At 63.8% G+C, this 17,933-nt stretch carries 13 protein-coding genes and 3 tRNA genes; 9 read left to right on the top strand and 7 right to left on the bottom strand.

Annotated elements, in window-relative coordinates; genetic code table 11:
* Positions 1–9 precede the first annotated feature (9 nt).
* Together secA and AM2010_RS05410 are read left to right on the top strand one after the other, a co-directional pair.
* Positions 10–2,760 (top strand): preprotein translocase subunit SecA, encoded by a 2,751-nt coding sequence (gene secA / locus AM2010_RS05415; protein WP_047806201.1) that lies wholly within the window; start codon positions 10–12, stop codon positions 2,758–2,760.
* A gap of 240 nt (positions 2,761–3,000) precedes the next feature.
* On the top strand, positions 3,001–3,672 hold the full coding sequence (locus AM2010_RS05410) for a Pr6Pr family membrane protein (RefSeq protein ID WP_082132966.1): 672 nt from the start codon (positions 3,001–3,003) through the stop codon (positions 3,670–3,672).
* A 103-nt stretch (positions 3,673–3,775) separates the two neighbouring features.
* Here the strand turns inward: AM2010_RS05410 and AM2010_RS05405 are convergent.
* Positions 3,776–3,850 (bottom strand) — tRNA-Asn (locus AM2010_RS05405).
* 89 nt (positions 3,851–3,939) lie between these two features.
* Entirely contained in the window at positions 3,940–4,728 is a 789-nt protein-coding gene (locus AM2010_RS05400) for an NAD kinase (RefSeq protein ID WP_047806200.1), read from the bottom strand.
* 121 nt (positions 4,729–4,849) lie between these two features.
* Between AM2010_RS05400 and AM2010_RS05395 the strand changes: the two genes are divergently transcribed.
* A complete protein-coding gene (locus AM2010_RS05395; protein ID WP_053043947.1) occupies positions 4,850–5,674 on the top strand; it encodes an EAL domain-containing protein in 825 nt (274 codons plus the stop codon).
* Between the two features lie 21 nt (positions 5,675–5,695).
* On the opposite strand, the gene mfd is transcribed toward AM2010_RS05395, so the two are convergent.
* Entirely contained in the window at positions 5,696–9,169 is a 3,474-nt protein-coding gene (gene mfd, locus AM2010_RS05390) for a transcription-repair coupling factor (protein ID WP_047806199.1), read from the bottom strand.
* 130 nt (positions 9,170–9,299) lie between these two features.
* Entirely contained in the window at positions 9,300–9,560 is a 261-nt protein-coding gene (locus tag AM2010_RS05385; protein WP_047807724.1) for an FAD assembly factor SdhE, read from the bottom strand.
* A gap of 84 nt (positions 9,561–9,644) precedes the next feature.
* On the opposite strand from AM2010_RS05385, the gene recG reads away from it, so the two are divergent.
* Positions 9,645–11,705, top strand: coding sequence for an ATP-dependent DNA helicase RecG (gene recG / locus AM2010_RS05380; protein ID WP_047806198.1), 2,061 nt, complete (start codon positions 9,645–9,647; stop codon positions 11,703–11,705).
* Here recG and AM2010_RS05375 read toward each other — a convergent pair.
* Together AM2010_RS05375 and AM2010_RS05370 are read right to left on the bottom strand one after the other, a co-directional pair.
* The gene (locus AM2010_RS05375) at positions 11,702–12,166 is read right to left on the bottom strand and encodes a low molecular weight protein-tyrosine-phosphatase (protein WP_047806197.1); all 465 of its coding nucleotides are present in this window, start codon (positions 12,164–12,166) and stop codon (positions 11,702–11,704) included. The two genes, recG and AM2010_RS05375, sit on opposite strands and share 4 nt — an antisense overlap.
* 41 nt (positions 12,167–12,207) lie before the next feature.
* Positions 12,208–12,284: transfer RNA gene (locus tag AM2010_RS05370), tRNA-Pro, on the bottom strand.
* A 111-nt stretch (positions 12,285–12,395) separates the two neighbouring features.
* On the opposite strand from AM2010_RS05370, the gene AM2010_RS05365 reads away from it, so the two are divergent.
* From AM2010_RS05365 to AM2010_RS05350, 4 genes are all read left to right on the top strand, one after another.
* A complete protein-coding gene (locus tag AM2010_RS05365) occupies positions 12,396–13,352 on the top strand; it encodes a thymidylate synthase (RefSeq protein WP_047806196.1) in 957 nt (318 codons plus the stop codon).
* Between the two features lie 86 nt (positions 13,353–13,438).
* Positions 13,439–14,740, top strand: a complete 1,302-nt coding sequence (locus AM2010_RS05360; RefSeq protein WP_047806195.1) for a 3-methyl-2-oxobutanoate dehydrogenase (2-methylpropanoyl-transferring) subunit alpha — start codon at positions 13,439–13,441, stop codon at positions 14,738–14,740.
* Between the two features lie 11 nt (positions 14,741–14,751).
* The gene (locus AM2010_RS05355; RefSeq protein WP_047807723.1) at positions 14,752–15,810 is read left to right on the top strand and encodes an alpha-ketoacid dehydrogenase subunit beta; all 1,059 of its coding nucleotides are present in this window, start codon (positions 14,752–14,754) and stop codon (positions 15,808–15,810) included.
* Positions 15,811–15,814: 4 nt separating this feature from the next.
* Positions 15,815–17,161 (top strand): dihydrolipoamide acetyltransferase family protein, encoded by a 1,347-nt coding sequence (locus tag AM2010_RS05350; protein ID WP_047806194.1) that lies wholly within the window; start codon positions 15,815–15,817, stop codon positions 17,159–17,161.
* A 27-nt stretch (positions 17,162–17,188) separates the two neighbouring features.
* Here the strand turns inward: AM2010_RS05350 and AM2010_RS05345 are convergent, their stop codons facing one another.
* Positions 17,189–17,635: a hypothetical protein gene (locus AM2010_RS05345; protein WP_053043945.1), complete on the bottom strand. Its 447-nt coding sequence runs from the start codon at positions 17,633–17,635 to the stop codon at positions 17,189–17,191.
* A 177-nt stretch (positions 17,636–17,812) separates the two neighbouring features.
* Between AM2010_RS05345 and AM2010_RS05340 the strand changes: the two genes are divergently transcribed.
* A tRNA-Asp gene (locus AM2010_RS05340) sits at positions 17,813–17,889 on the top strand.
* Positions 17,890–17,933: the final 44 nt, after the last annotated feature.

Raw genomic sequence — 17,933 nt, 5'->3', positions numbered from 1 at the left:
GCCCCTTACATGTTCCAGACCATCGCCAAATCAATTTTCGGTTCCTCCAACGAACGCTACGTCAAATCGATCGGCAAGCTCGTCAACCAGATCAACGCGCTTGAAGAACAGATCCAGGCTTTCTCGGACGAGGAGCTGCAGGCGCAAACCGCCAAGTTCCGCGCCCAGCTGGAAGAAGGCAAGACGCTCGACGATATCATGCCCGAAGCCTTCGCCACGGTGCGTGAAGCGTCGATCCGCGTGCTCGGCATGCGCCATTTCGACGTGCAGATGATCGGCGGCGTGGTGCTCCATCGCGGCGAAATCGCGGAAATGCGGACGGGTGAGGGCAAGACGCTGGTCGCCACCCTCGCCACTTACCTCAACGCGATCGAGGGGAAGGGCGTTCACGTCGTGACCGTGAACGACTACCTCGCCCGGCGCGATGCCGACTGGATGGGGCAGCTTTACCGCTGGCTCGGCCTCACGGTCGGGGTGATCGTGCCCAATCTGGGCGAGCAACAGCGGCGCGAAGCCTATGGTGCCGACATCACTTACGGTACCAACAACGAATTCGGTTTCGACTATCTGCGCGACAATATGAAGCACGAGCGTGGCCAGATGGTCCAGCGCCCCTTCAACTACGCCATCGTCGACGAGGTGGATTCGATCCTGATCGACGAAGCGCGTACGCCGTTGATCATCTCCGGCCCGACCGAGGACAAGAGCGAACTTTACACCACGATCGACGCCATCGTGAAGCAGATCGACGACAGCTTCTACGACGCGGACGAAAAGACCAAGAACATCACCTGGACCGAAGACGGGATCGAGAAGGTCGAGGCGATGCTGGCCGAGGCCGAGCTGCTGGAGACCGAGAACCTTTACGACGTGGAAAACACGCAGGTCGTCCACCACCTCGACCAGGCGCTCAAGGCGAACATCATGTTCAAGCGCGATACCGATTACATCGTCAAGGACGACAAGGTCGTCATCATCGACGAGTTCACGGGGCGCATGATGGATGGCCGCCGCTGGTCGAATGGCCTGCACCAGGCGGTTGAGGCGAAGGAAGGGGTCAAGATCGAGCCCGAGAACCAGACGATGGCCTCGATCACCTTCCAGAACTATTTCCGCATGTATCCCAAGCTGTCGGGCATGACCGGCACCGCCGCAACTGAAGCGAGCGAGTTCTGGGACATCTACAAGATGAACGTGGTCGAAATCCCGACCAACGTGCCGGTGCAGCGGATCGACGAGGAAGACGAGTTCTACAAGAACACGGTCGACAAGTTCAAAGCAATCGCGAAGGCCATCCGTGAAAAGAGCGAGATCGGCCAGCCGGTTCTGGTCGGTACGGTTTCAATCGAGAAGTCCGAGATGCTCTCGAAGTTCCTGGACGAAGAGGAAGTCGAACATGCCGTGCTGAACGCGCGCTTCCACGAGATGGAGGCGCGGATTGTTGCTCAGGCCGGCCGCCTGGGGGCAGTGACCATTGCCACCAACATGGCCGGGCGCGGCACGGACATTCAGCTTGGCGGCAATGTCGATTTCCGGATCGAGGACGAGCTGGGCGATATGCCCGAAGGTCCGGAGCGCGAAGCCGCGATCGAGACAATCAAGCAGGAAATCGCTGCCGAGCGGGACAAAGTGCTCGAAGCCGGCGGCCTGTTCGTGCTCGGCACCGAGCGACACGAATCGCGCCGGATCGACAACCAGCTACGCGGCCGTTCGGGGCGCCAGGGCGATCCGGGGCTTTCGCGCTTCTACCTCTGCCTCGAAGACGACCTGCTGCGCATTTTCGGACCAGACACTTTGTTCGCGCGGATGATGAATTCCAATCTGGAAGATGGCGAAGCAATCGGTTCGCGCTGGCTTTCCAAGGCGATCGAAACCGCCCAGAAAAAGGTCGAGGCGCGAAACTACGACATCCGCAAGCAGGTCGTCGAATACGACGACGTGATGAACGATCAGCGCAAGGTGATCTACGAACAGCGTGCGGAGATCATGGACAGCGAAACGGTCGACGATGTCGTGGTCGACATGCGGCACGATACCGTCGCCACGATCGTGGGCGAAGCCTGCCCGCCCGGCTCCTATCCCGAACAGTGGAATGTCGAAGGCCTGAAGGAACGGGTGGCGGAAGTTCTCGGGATCGAACCACCCATCGATGCCTGGATGCAGGAAGACACGCTGGAACCCGAGCTGATCGAAGAACGGCTGCGGACCGAAGCCGATGCGATCATGGACCGCAAGATCGCGGAGAACGATCCTTCTATCTGGCGTCAGGTGGAAAAATCGATCCTGCTCGAACGGCTGGACTTCCACTGGAAGGAACATCTTGCGACGCTGGATGCCCTGCGACAGGTGGTATTCCTGCGCGCCTATGCGCAGAAGCAGCCGATCAACGAATACAAGCAGGAAGCATTCGGCCTGTTTGAATCGATGCTGCACAAGCTGCGCGAGGATGTCACCGGCATTCTTCTCAAGAGCGAACTGCGCATCGCCCCGCAGCAACAGCAGCAGACGTTGCCCGACCTGCCCGATTTCCTGACCGGACACATCGACCCCCTGACCGGGCTGGACAATTCGGCAGACGGCGACGGTTCGGCCACGCGAGAGGCACTGTTCGGGGCACTGGCAGGCAGCCCGCGCGCGGCGGCGGGACCGGGCGGTTCGGTAAGTGAAAATCCCTATGCCGACATGGAGATCAGCCGCAACGCACCTTGCCCCTGCGGATCGGGGAGCAAGTACAAGCATTGCCACGGCGCCGCCGGATAAACCTTTCTCCGCCGGGATGAGCGTTTCATTCCGGCGGAACGGAAGTCGCCGGCGCTAGCAGCAGCGACCGCGTTCGGGAGTCTCACCGTGTTCTACGCGGAGGGGAGTCATGCCCGGGCAAACAGGCCACTGTTCGATCCAGCCTGTGCCTCTCGCGGTCGCGGTGATATCCGGTTGACCGGCGCTGCACAAAGAACAAAACCAGTGCTGCACAATGCAGGTGATGCCGGGGGGACGAGCATGTTGTTACAGTCCGACGAGGGGTTCAGCACGGGCGCGATTGGGGGTTCGGCTCGTGTCGGCGCGGCCGTGATCGCGTTGATCGCGGCGCTGGCGCTGGGGTTGCAGGTTTTCGTTTCGACCGGACTGCTCGGATCGCCGGGGGCGGCGATCTGGCGCATGCTGGGAATGTTCACCGTCCTAACCAACATTCTCGTGCTGGGCACGTTTGCCCTGATCGCGGTTCGAGGCAAAGCGCCAGGCGCATTCTGGATGTTCGCGCTGACGCTGTGGATACTCATCGTCGGGATCGTCTACCACGCGCTGCTTGCCCATCTCTGGCGACCCGAAGGGGCCGCGTGGTGGGCCGATCAGGGGCTGCATAGCGCCACGCCAATTGCGGTCGCGCTGTGGTGGGGGCTTTTCTCTGCCAAGACGACCCTGTCATGGCGCCATGCGGCGATGGCACTGGGTTGGCCGATACTCTATCTCGCCTACGCTCTGGTTCGGGGGGCCATGACGGGTTTCTATCCCTATCCCTTCATCGATCTTGACGCGCTGGGCGCCGGGATGCTCGCGTTCAACGTAGTGGCCCTGTGCGTGGCGTTCTGGATTGGCGGCCTGCTGCTGATCACCGCGACACGGCTCATGCCCAGAAACGGCGCCGGAAGCGCAACGGCGGGAGCCGCCTGATTATCCGATCACGATTCGGCGCGCCGCAGCACGTTCGACACTGATGAAAGGGTAGGGGGAGGGAGGCTTCAGTGCCACGATGCGGAAGCTTGCGTCCGCACCGTGGCTCCCCGAGTTGGATTCGAACCAACGACCAAGTGATTAACAGTCACCTACTCTACCGCTGAGCTATCGGGGAACAGCCTCGGTGCGGACAGGGGTGCGCCTATATGGGCGCGTTTCGGCTTTGGCAAGGGGCGTTGTGTGACCGCGCCCGAAGGGCGAATTTCAGGCGATGAACTGTTCGGCCACGATCCGCTCGTCCAGCGCATGGCCGGGATCGAACAGCAGCGTCAATTCCGATTCCCGCGCGATTTCTAGTGTGACCTGGGCCACGTCGCGCACTTCCTTCTGATCGGCGACCGCGGATACCGGGCGCTTGCCCGGTTCACGCACGCGCAGTTCGATTCGGCTGCGGTCGGGCAGCAGCGCGCCGTTCCAGCGGCGCGGACGAAACGGACTGATCGGTGTCAGCGCCAGCAGCTGCGAATCGAGCGGCAGGATCGGCCCATGCGCGGAAAGGTTGTAGGCCGTCGATCCGGCAGGCGTCGCCACCAGCACACCGTCGCACACCAGTTCGGCAATGCGGACTCGCCCGTTGACCGAAACCTCGATCTTCGCGGTCTGGCGGGTTTCACGCAGCAGGGAGACTTCGTTGATGGCGCAGACAGTGGTGGTCGCGCCATCCTGCGTAACGGCCTCCATCCTCAGCGGAGCGATGGTGAAGGCGCGCGCGCGGTTGATCTTGTCGAGCAGCGCGCCGGTTTTGCGATGCCGGTTCATGAGGAAGCCGACAGTGCCCAGGTTGATGCCATAGACCGGCTTGATATCGCCCTGGTCCAGCATCTGGTGCAGCGTCTGCAGCATGAAGCCGTCACCGCCGATCACGGCCACGGCTTCCGCCTCGTCGATCGGACAGAATTCTGTCGTTTGGCGCAATTCATGCGCAGCGGCCTGCGCCCGCTCGTTATCGGACGCGACCATTGCCAGCCGCTCAAACCCGTTGGAAACGCTCATTGAAGGAGGCTCCGTCCCTGCCCGATGTGCAACCTATGTGCGGGCGTCTCGATTTGCAACGCGCGCGGCGGACGGGCAGACGGGAAAGCGAGCTTCCGTCATCGCGCGAGGTATGAAAGCAATGCTGCCGATTCGGGAACGCCGGACATCCATAGACCGCCGCAAGAATGACGAGACGGTCGCCGCCGAACTCGCAACAGCTTTCGCCCGGGGCCAGATCGAGGTGCTGTACCAGCCGCAGTTTTCCTGCGACGACGACAGGCTTGTCGGCGCCGAGGCTCTGGCCCGATGGAACCATCCCCTGCGCGGACAAATCGGGGCGGAGGCGATGTTTGCCCTCGCCGGAAGGGCGGGAATGTCGGAAAGGCTGACCCGGCACGTGGCCACCTGCGCGCTGGGCGATGCAGCAGACTGGGCCCCGCACCTGACCCTTTCGCTCAACGTCACCGCTGCGGATATCGCCGCACCGGATTTTGCGGAGGCACTGACGACTATTGTCGACAAGCTATCGTTTTCACCCGGCCGGCTGACGCTGGAACTGACCGAGCACGCGCTGGTGCGCGACATCGAAGGCAGCGTCTGCCAGCTGAACCGCCTCGCTGCCGAAGGGATGCGGTTGGCGCTGGACGATTTCGGCGCGGGGTTCTGCAACTTCGGTTATCTCAAGGTTCTGCCGTTGCATTATCTCAAGCTCGACCGGTCGATGGTCGAGGGGATCGTCAGCGGCCCGCGCGATCTGGCGATCTTGCGCGCGATCGTGGCGATGGCCGGTGCGCTCGACATCGCGGTGATTGCCGAGGGGATCGAACGGACCGCGCAGTTGGCCGCCGTGCGCGCCGAGGGATGTGCGTTCTACCAGGGGTTCTTGCGGGCCCGCCCAATGGATGCACAGACTTTCGCCGCCTTCGCGCGCGATCAGGAAACGGGAACCGCCGCCATCGGTTAGGCCGCTGCGGTCTCGACGCCGTTAACGCGCGGCCTTGCGGGCAACCCCGCTCAAACCCCGGGTGAGCTGGAATAGCCCGTTGAGCCGCGAACGCGGATCGCCCCATGCGCGGTTGATCACCAGCTTCATGTCGGGCCGCAGCTTGGCGGTGTCCTTCAACCGTTCGACATAGGCGAGCAGTCCGGCCGGATCGGGGAAATCGTCGTTGTGGAATGTCACCAGGGTGCCGCGCGCGCCGACGTCGATCTTGGAAATATTGGCCTCGATCGCCTGATGCTTGATTTCGATCAGCTTCACGAGGTTGGCCGTGGCATCGGGCAGGGGGCCGAAACGGTCGATCATCTCGGCCGCCATGGCCTCGATCTCCGCCTTGTCCTTCGCATCGTTCAGGCGGCGGTAGAGCGCCATGCGCACGGCAAGATCGGGGACATAGTCTTCCGGGATCATGATCGGGGCATCGACGGTGATCTGCGGGCTCAGCGGTCCGTCGCCGCGTTCCAGCCCGGCGTCGCCAGCCTTGGCGGCGAGGATCGCGTCCTCCAGCATCGACTGGTAGAGTTCGAAACCGACTTCGCGAATATGGCCCGACTGCTCGTCGCCCAGCAGGTTGCCGGCCCCGCGAATGTCGAGGTCGTGGCTGGCGAGCTGAAAGCCCGCACCCAGACTGTCGAGGTCGCCCAGAACCTTCAGCCGCTTTTCCGCGACTTCGGAAAGCGCAACGTCCTTCTCGTATGTCAGGTAGGCATAAGCGCGCAGTTTCGCACGACCGACACGCCCGCGAAGCTGATAGAGCTGGGCCAGGCCGAAAATGTCCGCCCGGTGGATGATGATCGTGTTCGCGCTGGGCAGGTCGAGCCCGCTTTCAACGATCGTGGTGGATAGCAGAACGTCGTACTTGCCTTCGTAGAACGCGCTCATCCGTTCCTCGATCTCGGTCGCGCTCATCTGGCCGTGCGCGGCGACGAACTTCACTTCGGGCACATGCTCATGCAGCCAGTCCGAAACCTGTTCCATGTCCGAAATGCGGGGCACGACGATGAAGCTCTGCCCGCCACGATGATGCTCGCGCAGCAGCGCCTCGCGCATCACCATGTCGTCCCATTCCATCACGTAAGTGCGCACCGCCAGGCGGTCGACCGGCGGGGTCTGGATGGTGGAAAGCTCGCGCAGCCCGCTCATCGCCATTTGCAGCGTGCGCGGGATCGGCGTGGCGGTGAGCGTCAGAACGTGGACGTCGGCGCGAAGCTGTTTCAGCTTCTCCTTGTGGGTGACGCCGAAACGCTGTTCCTCATCCACGATCACCAGCCCGAGGTCGCGAAACTTCGTGGTCTTCGACAGGATCGCGTGCGTGCCGACCACGATATCGACTTGCCCGGCGGCAAGCCCTTCGCGTGTTTCGGCCATTTCCCTCGCGGGCACGAGGCGCGAAAGGCGCCCGATGCGCAGCGGGAAACCTGCGAAACGTTCCATGAAATTGGTATAGTGCTGGCGCGCGAGCAGGGTGGTGGGGGCGACGACCGCCACCTGCTGGCCTGCCATTGCGGCGACGAAGGCGGCCCGCAGCGCCACCTCGGTCTTGCCGAAGCCGACATCGCCGCAGACGAGACGGTCCATCGGCCGCCCCTGGGCCAGATCGCCCAGAACATCTTCGATCGCGCGATCCTGATCGTCGGTTTCCTGCCAGGGGAACCGGTCGACAAACTGGTTGTAGCTCGCTTCTTCGGGTTCGAGCGCGGGTGCCTTCTTCAACGCGCGCTGCGCCGCGACCTGCATCAGCTCGCCGGCGATTTCGCGGATGCGTTCCTTCAACCGCGCGCGGCGTTTCTGCCATGCCTCGCCGCCGAGGCGGTCGAGCATCACGGCATCTTCGCTGCTGCCGTAGCGGCTGAGCACGTCAATATTCTCGACCGGGATGTAGAGCTTGTCGCCGCCCTTGTACTCCAGCATCACGCAATCGTGCTGGCTCTTGCCCACGGCGATCGGTTCGAGGCCGAGATACTTGCCGATCCCGTGTTCGACATGAACCACCAGATCGCCGCGATTGAGCGCGGACAGCTCTGCCAGGAAGGCGTCGGAATCCTTGCGCCGCTTCTTCCGCCGGACCAACCGGTCGCCGAGCACGTCCTGCTCGGTCAGCAGCTCCATCTCGTCGTTGGCGAAGCCGGTTTCGAGCGGAAGGACCAGTGCTGCGGGTTTCCCCCTTGCCGCCATCCCCAATGCTTCCTGCCAGGTCCCGGCCAGCTGCGTCGCTGCGCCTGCTTCGGTCAGGATAGAGGCGATGCGGGCGCGGCTGCCGGTAGAGTAAGCGGCAAACAGAACTTTCTTCCCGGTCTTCCCGGTCGCGGCCAGATGGCTGGCGGCAGCTTCATACACGTTGTCGCCGCGCGCACGCTCAGGCGCAAAATCGCGTGCTGATGAAAAGCCGAAATCGACGACGGTCTCGCTCTCCGGTTCGGCAAAGATCGTCGTGCGATGCACCGGATGCTTTTCAAGCGCGCCACCGAATTCGCTTTCCGCAAGATAGAGGGCATCGGGTGCCAGCGGGCGATAACTGCCCTTGGTCTGGCCGCCCGTGCTCTTGCGCTGATCGTGGTAGTCGCCAATGTCGCCCAGTCGCTCTTCCGAGGCCTGAAGTGCGGCGGAATCGATCACGACCAGATCGCGCGCATCGAGATGATCGAACAGGGTTGCCATCCGGTCTTCGAACAGCGGCAGCCAGTGTTCCATCCCGGCCAGCCGCCGTCCTTCGCTGACGGCCTCGTACAGCGGGTCCTGTGTGGCATTGGCGCCGAACAGCTCGCGGTATCGGGTGCGGAACCGCTTGATGCTATCCTCGTCCAGCAGGGCCTCGCTCGCGGGCAGGAGCAGATGCGATTCCAGAACGCCGGTGCTCATCTGCGTGGACGGGTCGAAACTGCGCAGGCTCTCCAGCTCGTCGCCGAAGAAGTCCAGGCGCAGCCCTTCCTCCATACCGGAAGGGAAGATGTCGACGATTGACCCGCGAACCGCATATTCGCCGTTGTCGACGACCGTGTCCGTGCGCCCGTAGCCCTGACGTTGGAGCAGGGCGGCCAGGCTGTCGCGCCCGATCTCTGTTCCTGGGCGGAACTCGCGCACGCCTTCGCGAATGCGGAACGGCGTGAGCACGCGCTGCAACAAGGCGTTGGCCGTGGTGACCAGCAGTTGCGCGCCGGCCTTGCCAGCCTGGAGGCGATGCAACGCCGCCAGCCGCCGCGCGCTGACCGACAGCGCCGGGCTGGCCCGATCGTACGGCAGGCAGTCCCAGGCCGGGAATTCAAGCACCTCAAGCTCCGGCGCGAAATATTGTGCGGCCTCCGCCACCGCGCGCATCGCAGCGTCGTCCGGGGCCACGAACACCGCGCGTCCGCCCGATGCGCGGGCCAGATCGGCCATGATCAGCGGTTGCGCGCCGCGCGCGACCGACGTGAGGGTGAGCGGCCGTTCCGCTTTCAGGATGCGTTGGAGGTCGGGCATTGACTGGTCAAAAATCCAAGTTGCACGGGGTTTCATGCACAGACGAATAGCCCCCTTCTCCATGGCGGAGGGGGGCGGCGATCCGTTGGTGCGTTAGCGCGGCCTGCCGTCAGGCGCCACCCCGCGGCAACTAGATCTCTACGTAATCGAGCTGCTGCATGGCGGCCATCTGCGGGCCAGCGAAGCGATCGGGCACGGCCTGCGTGCGCAGAGCCCAGGCCATCACGTCCACGTCATCCTCTTCCAGCAGGCTTTCGAACCAGGCCAGATCGGCCTCGTCCCAATCGCCGTGATAGCGATCGAAGAACCCGCCGATCATGTAATCGGCTTCGCGAGTGCCGCGGTGCCATGCGCGGAAACGGGCACGGGAAAGGCGAACTGGGTCGATCATCGGGCGCGCCCTATCGGCTTTGCCTGCGCGCGTCATCCCCGCACGTGTCTTTCGCGGCGACTGGGGCTAGGGTAAGGGCACGTCATGCGTCCCGACATTCTCAACCCGCTGTTCGCCGAAACCGCGACACTCGACGGGGTCGGGCCGAAATTGCAGAAGCCGCTGGGCAAGCTCGGGCTCGCCCGTGTGCGCGACGTCGCCTATCACTTGCCCGAACGGTTCGTGACCCGGCGCCCGGTCGACAATCTCGACCATGCGGGGGAGGGCGAACAGATCGTCATCGCCCTGACGCCGACCGAGCATCGCGCTGCCCGCTCGGGGCGCGGCCCCTATCGCGTCCTTGCGCAGGACGATGCGGGCAACATCTGCGCGCTCACCTATTTTGGCCGCGCATCATACACCGCAAGGAAGCAACTTCCTGTCGGCGAAAGGCGGTGGGTCGCGGGCCGGCTCGATCGGTACGGCGATATGCTGCAGATCGTCCATCCCGACCATGTCAGCGAGGCGGACGACGACACGCTGGGCCAGTTGTGCGAACCGGTTTACGCGCTTTCCGAGGGCTTGACCCAGACCAAGGTCGCGGGATTGGCCGCGCAGGCGATGGCCCGGCTGCCCGAATTGCCGGAATGGATCGAACCCGGGCAACTCGCGGCCTGCAGTTGGCCGGCGTGGAAAGACGCCCTGCCTCAGGCCCATCGGGGGGAAGATACAGCGGCGCGCGACCGGCTGGCTTACGACGAACTTCTTGCCAACAGTCTCGCCCTGATGCTGGTGCGCGCGGACAATCGGCGCCGCAGGGGGCAGCCACTGGCCGGCGATGGCGGTTTGCGGGCAAAGCTTGAACTGCCGTTCCCGCTGACCGGGGCGCAGACTCGCTCGATTGCGGAAATTGAGGGCGACCTTGTGCAGGAAGCGCCAATGCTGCGCCTGCTGCAGGGCGATGTCGGCGCCGGCAAAACGGTAGTGGCCCTTCACGCCATGCTGGTCGCGGTGGAAGCGGGCAAGCAGGCCGCATTGCTGGCACCGACCGAGATCCTCGCGCGTCAGCATTTCGAAACCCTGCGCACGATGCTGCGCCCGACGGGCGTCGAAATCGCGCTGCTTACCGGACGCGACAAGGGCAGGGCGCGCGAATCGATCCTGATGGGCCTGATGGACGGTTCGATCGACGTGATCGTGGGCACGCATGCCCTGTTCCAGGACAGCGTGGCCTATCGCGATCTGGCCCTGGCGGTCATCGACGAACAGCATCGCTTCGGCGTCGCTCAACGGCTGCAACTGGCAGCGAAGGGGCGCCGCACACCGCACACGCTGGCCATGACGGCGACCCCGATTCCGCGCACCCTGACCCTGGCCCAGTATGGCGAGATGGACGTGAGCCGGCTCGATGAAATGCCGCCGGGGCGCCAACCGATCGATACGCGTGTGGTGGCGCAGGAACGGCTGGCGGATGTGGTTGAGGCGGTTGGGCGGCATGTCGCCAGCGGCCAGCAGGCTTACTGGGTCTGCCCCATGGTGCGCGAACACGAAAGCGAGGATATCGCTGCGGCGGAAGCTCGCTTCGCTGCTTTGAAAGAGCGCTTCGGCGATGCGGTCGTGCTCGTGCATGGGCAGTTGGGTCCGGACCAGAAGGACGCCGCGATGGCGCTTTTCGCCTCGGGCGAGGCGAAGTTGCTCGTCGCGACGACGGTGATCGAGGTGGGGGTGGATGTGCCCGCCGCCACACTGATGGTGATCGAGCAGGCCGAACGTTTCGGCCTCGCGCAGTTGCATCAGTTGCGGGGGCGCGTTGGCCGCGGGAGCGAGAAGTCGACTTGTCTGCTGCTGCGCGGCGATACGCTATCGGAAACCGGCCGCGCCCGGCTGGCGCTGATGCGCGAAACCCAGGACGGATTTCGGTTGGCGGAGGAGGATTTGCGCTTGCGCGGCGGGGGGGAACTGCTGGGGACGCGCCAGTCGGGCGATACCCCGTTCCGCGTCGCCACGCTGGATCAGATCCAGCGCCTCCTGCCCCTGGCGCATGACGATGCGCGCCTGCTGATGGATCGCGACGGCGGGCTGGAGGGCGCTCGCGGTACGGCGGCGCGAGTGTTGCTGTATCTGTTCGAACGCGATTGGGGCGTGCAATTGCTGCGCGGGGGCTAGCGCAACCGCTCCACCAGCGCATCGGCGCCGAGGCGGACGTCGTCCCACGTTTCGATGAAGTTGTCCTCTCCGCCGTGCCAGGGATCGGCGACTTCCGCGCCTTCGCGGCCGGGAACGAGGTCCATCAGCATTGCCACGTTCGCCTTGGCGGCCGTCGGTCTCAGGTGTTCGATATTGCGCATGTTCGATCGGTCCATGCCGACGATCCAGTCGAAGCGGTGGAAATCTTCGGCGGTCAGTTGTCGTCCGCGATAGTGATCGATGCCGATCCCGTGCCTGGCTGCAATCGCGATACTGCGCGGATCGGGCGGCTGGCCGACATGATAGTCGGCGGTGCCGGCGCTATCGATTTCCGCATCCAGCCCCGCGCGCGCCGCGGCATCGCGAAAGGCCGCTTCGGCCAGTGGGGAACGGCAGATATTGCCGAGGCAGACGAAAAGAACGGAAGGCCCGGCGATCATATCCTCCCGGCGGACGCGATATTAATCGGCAAGCGCCGAATTGGTCGGGGAGAGAGGATTCGAACCTCCGGCCCCTGCCTCCCGAAGACAGTGCTCTACCAGGCTGAGCTACTCCCCGACCGTGTCGGTCCCGCGCGGGCAAAGCCCCGTGCGGGTCGAGGCAAGGCGCGCCCTATAGGGAGCGTGGCCCGGGGTGGCAAGCCGGCATTTGCGGGTCTAGGGAAAAGACATGGCCAGTGCCGCGATCCCAACCGATTCTCCCGCCCGCGATCATCCGGAGTGGCAGTACCTCGACCTGATGCGACGCATCTGGGACGAAGGGAGCGAACGTGTGGATCGCACCGGCATCGGCACCCGTTCGATCTTTGGCGCGACGCTGCGATTCGACCTGGCGGGCGGGGCCATGCCGCTGCTGACGACGAAGCGGGTGTACTGGAAGACCGCGACGCGCGAGATGCTGTGGTTCCTGACCGGCGAGACCAACATTCGTCCATTGGTGCTGCAGGGCGTAAAGATCTGGAACGAGTGGCCGCACGCGCGCTACGTCCGCGAGACAGGCGATGCGATCGCGCTGGACGATTTCGTCGCGCGAATTGCTGACGACGAGGCATTTGCCGCGCGTTGGGGCGATCTCGGCCCGGTCTATGGCAAGCAATGGGTGGACTGGCCGACCTGGCGCTATCGCAAGGATGGGCTTTACGAACCGGGGCCGGGTATCAACCAGGTGGCCCAGGTGGTTGAATCGCTGCGGCACAACCCGGGAAGCCGCCGCCATATTATCGAAGGCTGGAACGTGGCGGAGCTGGATCGCATGGCTCTGCCGCCCTGCCACAAGACCTACCAGTTCCACGTCGCGGACGGCCGGCTGAATTGCGCGCTCTATCAACGCAGCTGCGACGTCGCATTGGGGCTGCCGTTCAACCTGTGGTCGGGTGCGCTGCTGCAGCGGATGCTGGCGCAGCAAGTGGATCTGGAGCCGGGCGAGTTCGTGTGGATGGGGGGCGACGTGCACCTCTATCTCAATCACGAGCATCTGATTGCGGAACAGCTCTCCAGGGAACCGCAGGGCGTTCCCCGGCTTGATATAGTGCGGCGCCCGCAGACCATATTCGAATACCGGATCGATGATTTCGAAGTGCGCGATTACACCCCGCTGGCGGCGATCAGGGCACCCGTGGCGGTCTGAGCCGGGAGAGCTTGACCCTTTCGACGCCGTGAAATAAAATAACGCACACGTAAAAGAATGCGTCTCACGCTCTGGGAGAGAACCCTATGGCCGACAGGCCCGACGCGGACCGTGAAGCAGGGGCAAACAAGCCTGCGCTTCGGCTCCACGTTCCCGAACCCAAGTCCCGGCCCGGTGACACGGTCGATTTCAGCCACGTGCCGGTCAGCCAGCCGGGCAAGCAGCCGCGACCGGACGAGGCGTGCGACGCGCGCGAGACCGAGGGGCTGTGTCACGACCTGATTCGCGTGCTGGGCGATGACGATCGGGCCCACGGGCCATGGGATCCGAAGCTTGATCCTGATACCCTGCGCACGATGCTGGGCCATTTCGCCCTCGTGCGCGCATTCGACGAACGGATGTTCCGCGGGCAGCGGCAGGGCAAGACCAGTTTCTACATGAAGTGCACGGGGGAAGAGGCCACTTCGGTCTCGGCCGCCATGGCGCTCGCCAGCGACGACATGGTCTTCCCCAGTTATCGCCAGCAGGGCGTGCTGATCGCGCGCGGATACGACCTGGTCGAGATGATCAACCAGATCTATTCCAATAAGGGCGACAAGCTGAAGGGACGTCAGCTCCCGATCATGTATTCGAGCCGGGAACACAGCTTCTTCTCGATCAGCGGCAATCTGGCGACGCAGACGCCGCAGGCCGTGGGCTGGGCCATGGCCAGCGCGATCAAGGGTGACAGCCGCATTGCCGCGACCTGGGTCGGCGAAGGCAGCACGGCAGAAGGCGATTTCCACAGCGCCTGCACATTCGCCACCGTCTATAATGCACCGGTTATCCTCAACGTTATCAACAACCAGTGGGCGATTTCGAGTTTCTCGGGCTTCGCCGGTTCGGAACGGACGACCTTTGCCGCGCGCGCTCTCGGCTATGGTCTCGCCGGTCTGCGGGTCGATGGGAACGATGCACTGGCGGTCTATGCCGCGCAGCGCTGGGCCGCCAATCGGGCGCGCGCCAACGCCGGCCCCACGCTGATCGAGTATTTCACCTATCGCGCGGAGGGGCACTCAACCTCCGACGATCCGACCGGTTACCGCAGCGCGCAGGAGCGTGAGGAATGGCCGCTGGGCGACCCCGTCATGCGGTTGAAGAACCACCTCATCGCGCTGGGCGAATGGGATGAGGACCGCCAGACCGAAATGGACCGCGAAGCCGCCGAGCGGGTGAAGGCCGCAACGAAGGAGGCCGAAAAGAACGGCATTCTCGGTCACGGGATGCATCAGCCGTTCCGAACGATGTTCGAAGATGTGTTCGAGGAACTGCCCTGGAACCTGAAGGAGCAGGCCGAGCAGGCAACGCGCGAACGGTTGATAAAATTCAACGGAGGCCGCCCGAAATGAGCACCGCCGAAATGAGCACCGGGGTGACAGAACCCAAGGGGGCCAACAACGACACCGTGCGACGCCTCAATATGATCGAGGCGATCAACGACGCGCTCGATATCATGCTGGAGCGCGATCCGGACGTGATCGTTCTGGGCGAGGATGTCGGCTATTTCGGCGGCGTGTTCCGCTGCACCGCCGGTCTGCAGGAAAAGCACGGAAAGACGCGCGTTTTCGATACGCCGATTTCCGAATGCGGAATTATCGGCGTGGCGGTGGGCATGGGCGCCTACGGCTTGCGGCCGGTGCCTGAAATCCAGTTTGCCGACTATATTTACCCCGGTCTCGATCAGCTCGTGTCCGAAGCGGCGCGGCTTCGTTATCGTTCTGCCACCGAATATATCGCACCGATGACCGTGCGTACCCCGTTCGGCGGCGGAATTTTCGGCGGGCAGACGCATAGTCAGAGCCCGGAGGCGCTGTTCACCCACGTTTCCGGCCTGAAGACGGTGATCCCCTCGACACCTTACGATGCCAAGGGTCTGCTGATTTCGTGCATCGAGGACAACGATCCGGTGATCTTCTTCGAACCGAAGCGGATCTATAACGGTCCGTTCAGCGGATACTACGACAAGCCCGCCGAACCGTGGAAGCGCCATCCGCAGAGCGAGGTACCCGAGGGATATTACCGAATCCCGCTAGGCAAAGCGCGCACGGTGACCGAGGGCGAGGCACTGACCGTTCTTGCCTATGGCACGATGGTTCATGTGGCCGAATCGGTGTGCCGCGAAAAGGGTGTCGATGCCGAGATCCTGGATCTCCGCACGCTCGCCCCGCTCGACATCGAAGCCATCGAAGCATCGGTGAAGAAGACCGGGCGCTGCCTGATCGTGCACGAAGCGACGCGCACGTCCGGCTTCGGTGCTGAACTGTCCGCGCTGGTTACCGAGCGCTGTTTCTATCATCTCGAAGCGCCGGTTGAGCGTGTGACCGGCTTCGACACCCCGTATCCGCACAGCCTCGAATGGGCCTATTTCCCAGGCCCCATTCGCATCGGCGAAGCGATCGACCAGCTCTTGAGCGAGTAATCCCATGGCGAAATTCACCTTCAACCTGCCCGACATTGGCGAAGGCATCGCCGAAGCCGAAATCGTCGACTGGCATGTCAAGATCGGCGACACCGTCGATGAAGACGATCGCCTGGCCGACATGATGACCGACAAGGCGACGGTCGAGATGGAAAGCCCGGTCGCGGGCAAAGTGATCGAGGTCGCGGGCGAAGTCGGCGATACGATCGCGATCGGTTCCATGCTCGTGGTTATCGAAGTCGAAGGCGAAGTGCCGGACGATGCCGAAGACCACGCGAGCGAAGAGGGGGAGGGCGACGAGGCCGCGCCAGCGCCCGCTCCCAAGGCAGACGAGATCGAACAGCGGATAGAGGTCGAAAACCCCGACGCAAGCGATGCGGACGATGCCGCCGCCGCTGCGCCGGCTTCGGCCCCGAAGCCGGCAACTGCCGAGGCGGAAGCGCCCGCTCCCCAACCCGGTGCCGATAAATCGAAGCACGCGAAGGTTCTCGCCAGCCCGGCGGTGCGCAAGCGGGCGAAGGATCTCGGCATCGATCTGGGCGAAGTGAAGCCAGCGGCCGATGGGCGGGTGCGTCACGCCGATCTGGATGCGTTCCTGTCCTACAACGGCGCGGGCGGTTTCGCATCCGCAGCGCGCACGCGGGCGGACGAGGAAATAAAGGTCATCGGCCTTCGCAAGCGCATTGCCCAGAACATGGCCGAGGCGAAGCGGAATATTCCGCACTTCTCCTACGTCGAGGAATGCGACGTCACCGATCTTGAGCGCCTTCGGGCCGATTTGAACGCAGGGCGGGGCGATAAGCCGAAACTGACCATGCTGCCGCTGATCATCACGGCGATCTGCAAGATTTTGCCGGATTATCCGATGATCAACGCGCGTTATGACGATGAAGCAGGCGTTGTAACCCGGCACGGCGCCGTTCATCTGGGCATGGCGACACAGACCGACAAAGGGCTGATGGTCCCCGTCATTCGCGATGCCCAGACGAAAAATCTGTGGCAACTGGCGCGCGAGATCGTGCGTCTGGCGAATGCCGCGCGGGACGGATCGGCCAAGTCGGACGAACTTTCGGGCTCCACCCTGACCGTGACTTCCCTCGGCCCGCTGGGCGGTGTTGCGACCACGCCGGTCATCAACCGGCCCGAAGTGGCGATCATCGGGCCCAATCGCATTGTCGAACGTCCGATGTTTGTCCCCGATGGAATCGGCGGCGAACGGATCGAGAAGCGCAAGCTGATGAACATTTCCATCAGCTGCGATCACCGCGTAGTCGATGGCTGGGATGCCGCGAGCTTCGTTCAGGCGCTCAAGCGGTTGATCGAAACGCCAGCCCTGATGCTGGCCGACTAGGGCCCGCGTTCGACCGGTACGGCGCGGTCACCGCACGATCGCGCTATATGTCAGGCGAACCGGGCGCCCGCCTCTGAAGCGCCAGCGAAGGTGTGTCACGTCTTCGGGCGAGGCGCGCCGCATACTGTCCCCGTCCGGCACGCGCAGCCTTTCCAGGCGGCCCCAGTTTCGCCCACCGTCGACCGACACCTCGACCTCCTCCGAACTCGACTGCTGGAACGCGAGCGGCGCCGGAACCTGACTCGACAGAGTGAGTGGCCGGCCGGTGCGCGAATCGCGCGTTTCCACCAGCAGGATGACTTTGTCGCCGCTGCGCAGTTCGTCGGCAGGTTCGACGGTGCGCGCCCGTGTTCCGTCCGGCGCAACCGCAATGCGTTCGACGTAGACGGCGCGCGAAATGCCCGTTGCGGAATGGGCCGCCAGAGTGCCGGCAAGCAGGCAGGCGCAGCCCCCGATCGCGATTCCGATACGCATGAATAGCCCCTCGTGTCGTCCGCATGACGATGTCCGAGGGGAACGAAAATATGGTTAACGCGGCCTGTCGCCGAGGTGTCTGCAAAGCTTGTGAAAAAGGCGCAAGCAAGTGCATTGACAGCCCTCGCAGCCTGCCCTAGTGGCGCTGCTCCCAAGCGGCGCACCGCCCGAGAATGCGCGGGTGTAGCTCAGTTGGTTAGAGCGCCGGCCTGTCACGCCGGAGGTCGCGGGTTCGAGTCCCGTCACTCGCGCCACTTGGGATTTTCTTCGACATTCGCGGCAGAACCGGGCCGACGTC

Origin of the sequence: Pelagerythrobacter marensis (assembly GCF_001028625.1) — a bacterium.
Lineage (GTDB): Bacteria > Pseudomonadota > Alphaproteobacteria > Sphingomonadales > Sphingomonadaceae > Pelagerythrobacter > Pelagerythrobacter marensis.
This window is presented reverse-complemented; position numbering and strand designations above follow the sequence as displayed.

Bases quoted from the DNA above. Each gene is read 5' to 3' on its own strand.
- AM2010_RS05395 (WP_053043947.1), top strand. From the start codon at position 4,850: ATGCTGCCGATTCGGGAACGCCGGACATCCATAGACCGCCGCAAGAAT.
- AM2010_RS05350 (WP_047806194.1), top strand. From the start codon at position 15,815: ATGGCGAAATTCACCTTCAACCTGCCCGACATTGGCGAAGGCATCGCC.
- mfd (WP_047806199.1), bottom strand. From the start codon at position 9,169: ATGCCCGACCTCCAACGCATCCTGAAAGCGGAACGGCCGCTCACCCTC.
- AM2010_RS05355 (WP_047807723.1), top strand. From the start codon at position 14,752: ATGAGCACCGGGGTGACAGAACCCAAGGGGGCCAACAACGACACCGTG.
- recG (WP_047806198.1), top strand. From the start codon at position 9,645: ATGCGTCCCGACATTCTCAACCCGCTGTTCGCCGAAACCGCGACACTC.
- AM2010_RS05345 (WP_053043945.1), bottom strand. From the start codon at position 17,635: ATGCGTATCGGAATCGCGATCGGGGGCTGCGCCTGCCTGCTTGCCGGC.
- secA (WP_047806201.1), top strand. From the start codon at position 10: ATGTTCCAGACCATCGCCAAATCAATTTTCGGTTCCTCCAACGAACGC.
- AM2010_RS05375 (WP_047806197.1), bottom strand. From the start codon at position 12,166: ATGATCGCCGGGCCTTCCGTTCTTTTCGTCTGCCTCGGCAATATCTGC.
- AM2010_RS05410 (WP_082132966.1), top strand. From the start codon at position 3,001: ATGTTGTTACAGTCCGACGAGGGGTTCAGCACGGGCGCGATTGGGGGT.
- AM2010_RS05385 (WP_047807724.1), bottom strand. From the start codon at position 9,560: ATGATCGACCCAGTTCGCCTTTCCCGTGCCCGTTTCCGCGCATGGCAC.
- AM2010_RS05365 (WP_047806196.1), top strand. From the start codon at position 12,396: ATGGCCAGTGCCGCGATCCCAACCGATTCTCCCGCCCGCGATCATCCG.
- AM2010_RS05400 (WP_047806200.1), bottom strand. From the start codon at position 4,728: ATGAGCGTTTCCAACGGGTTTGAGCGGCTGGCAATGGTCGCGTCCGAT.
- AM2010_RS05360 (WP_047806195.1), top strand. From the start codon at position 13,439: ATGGCCGACAGGCCCGACGCGGACCGTGAAGCAGGGGCAAACAAGCCT.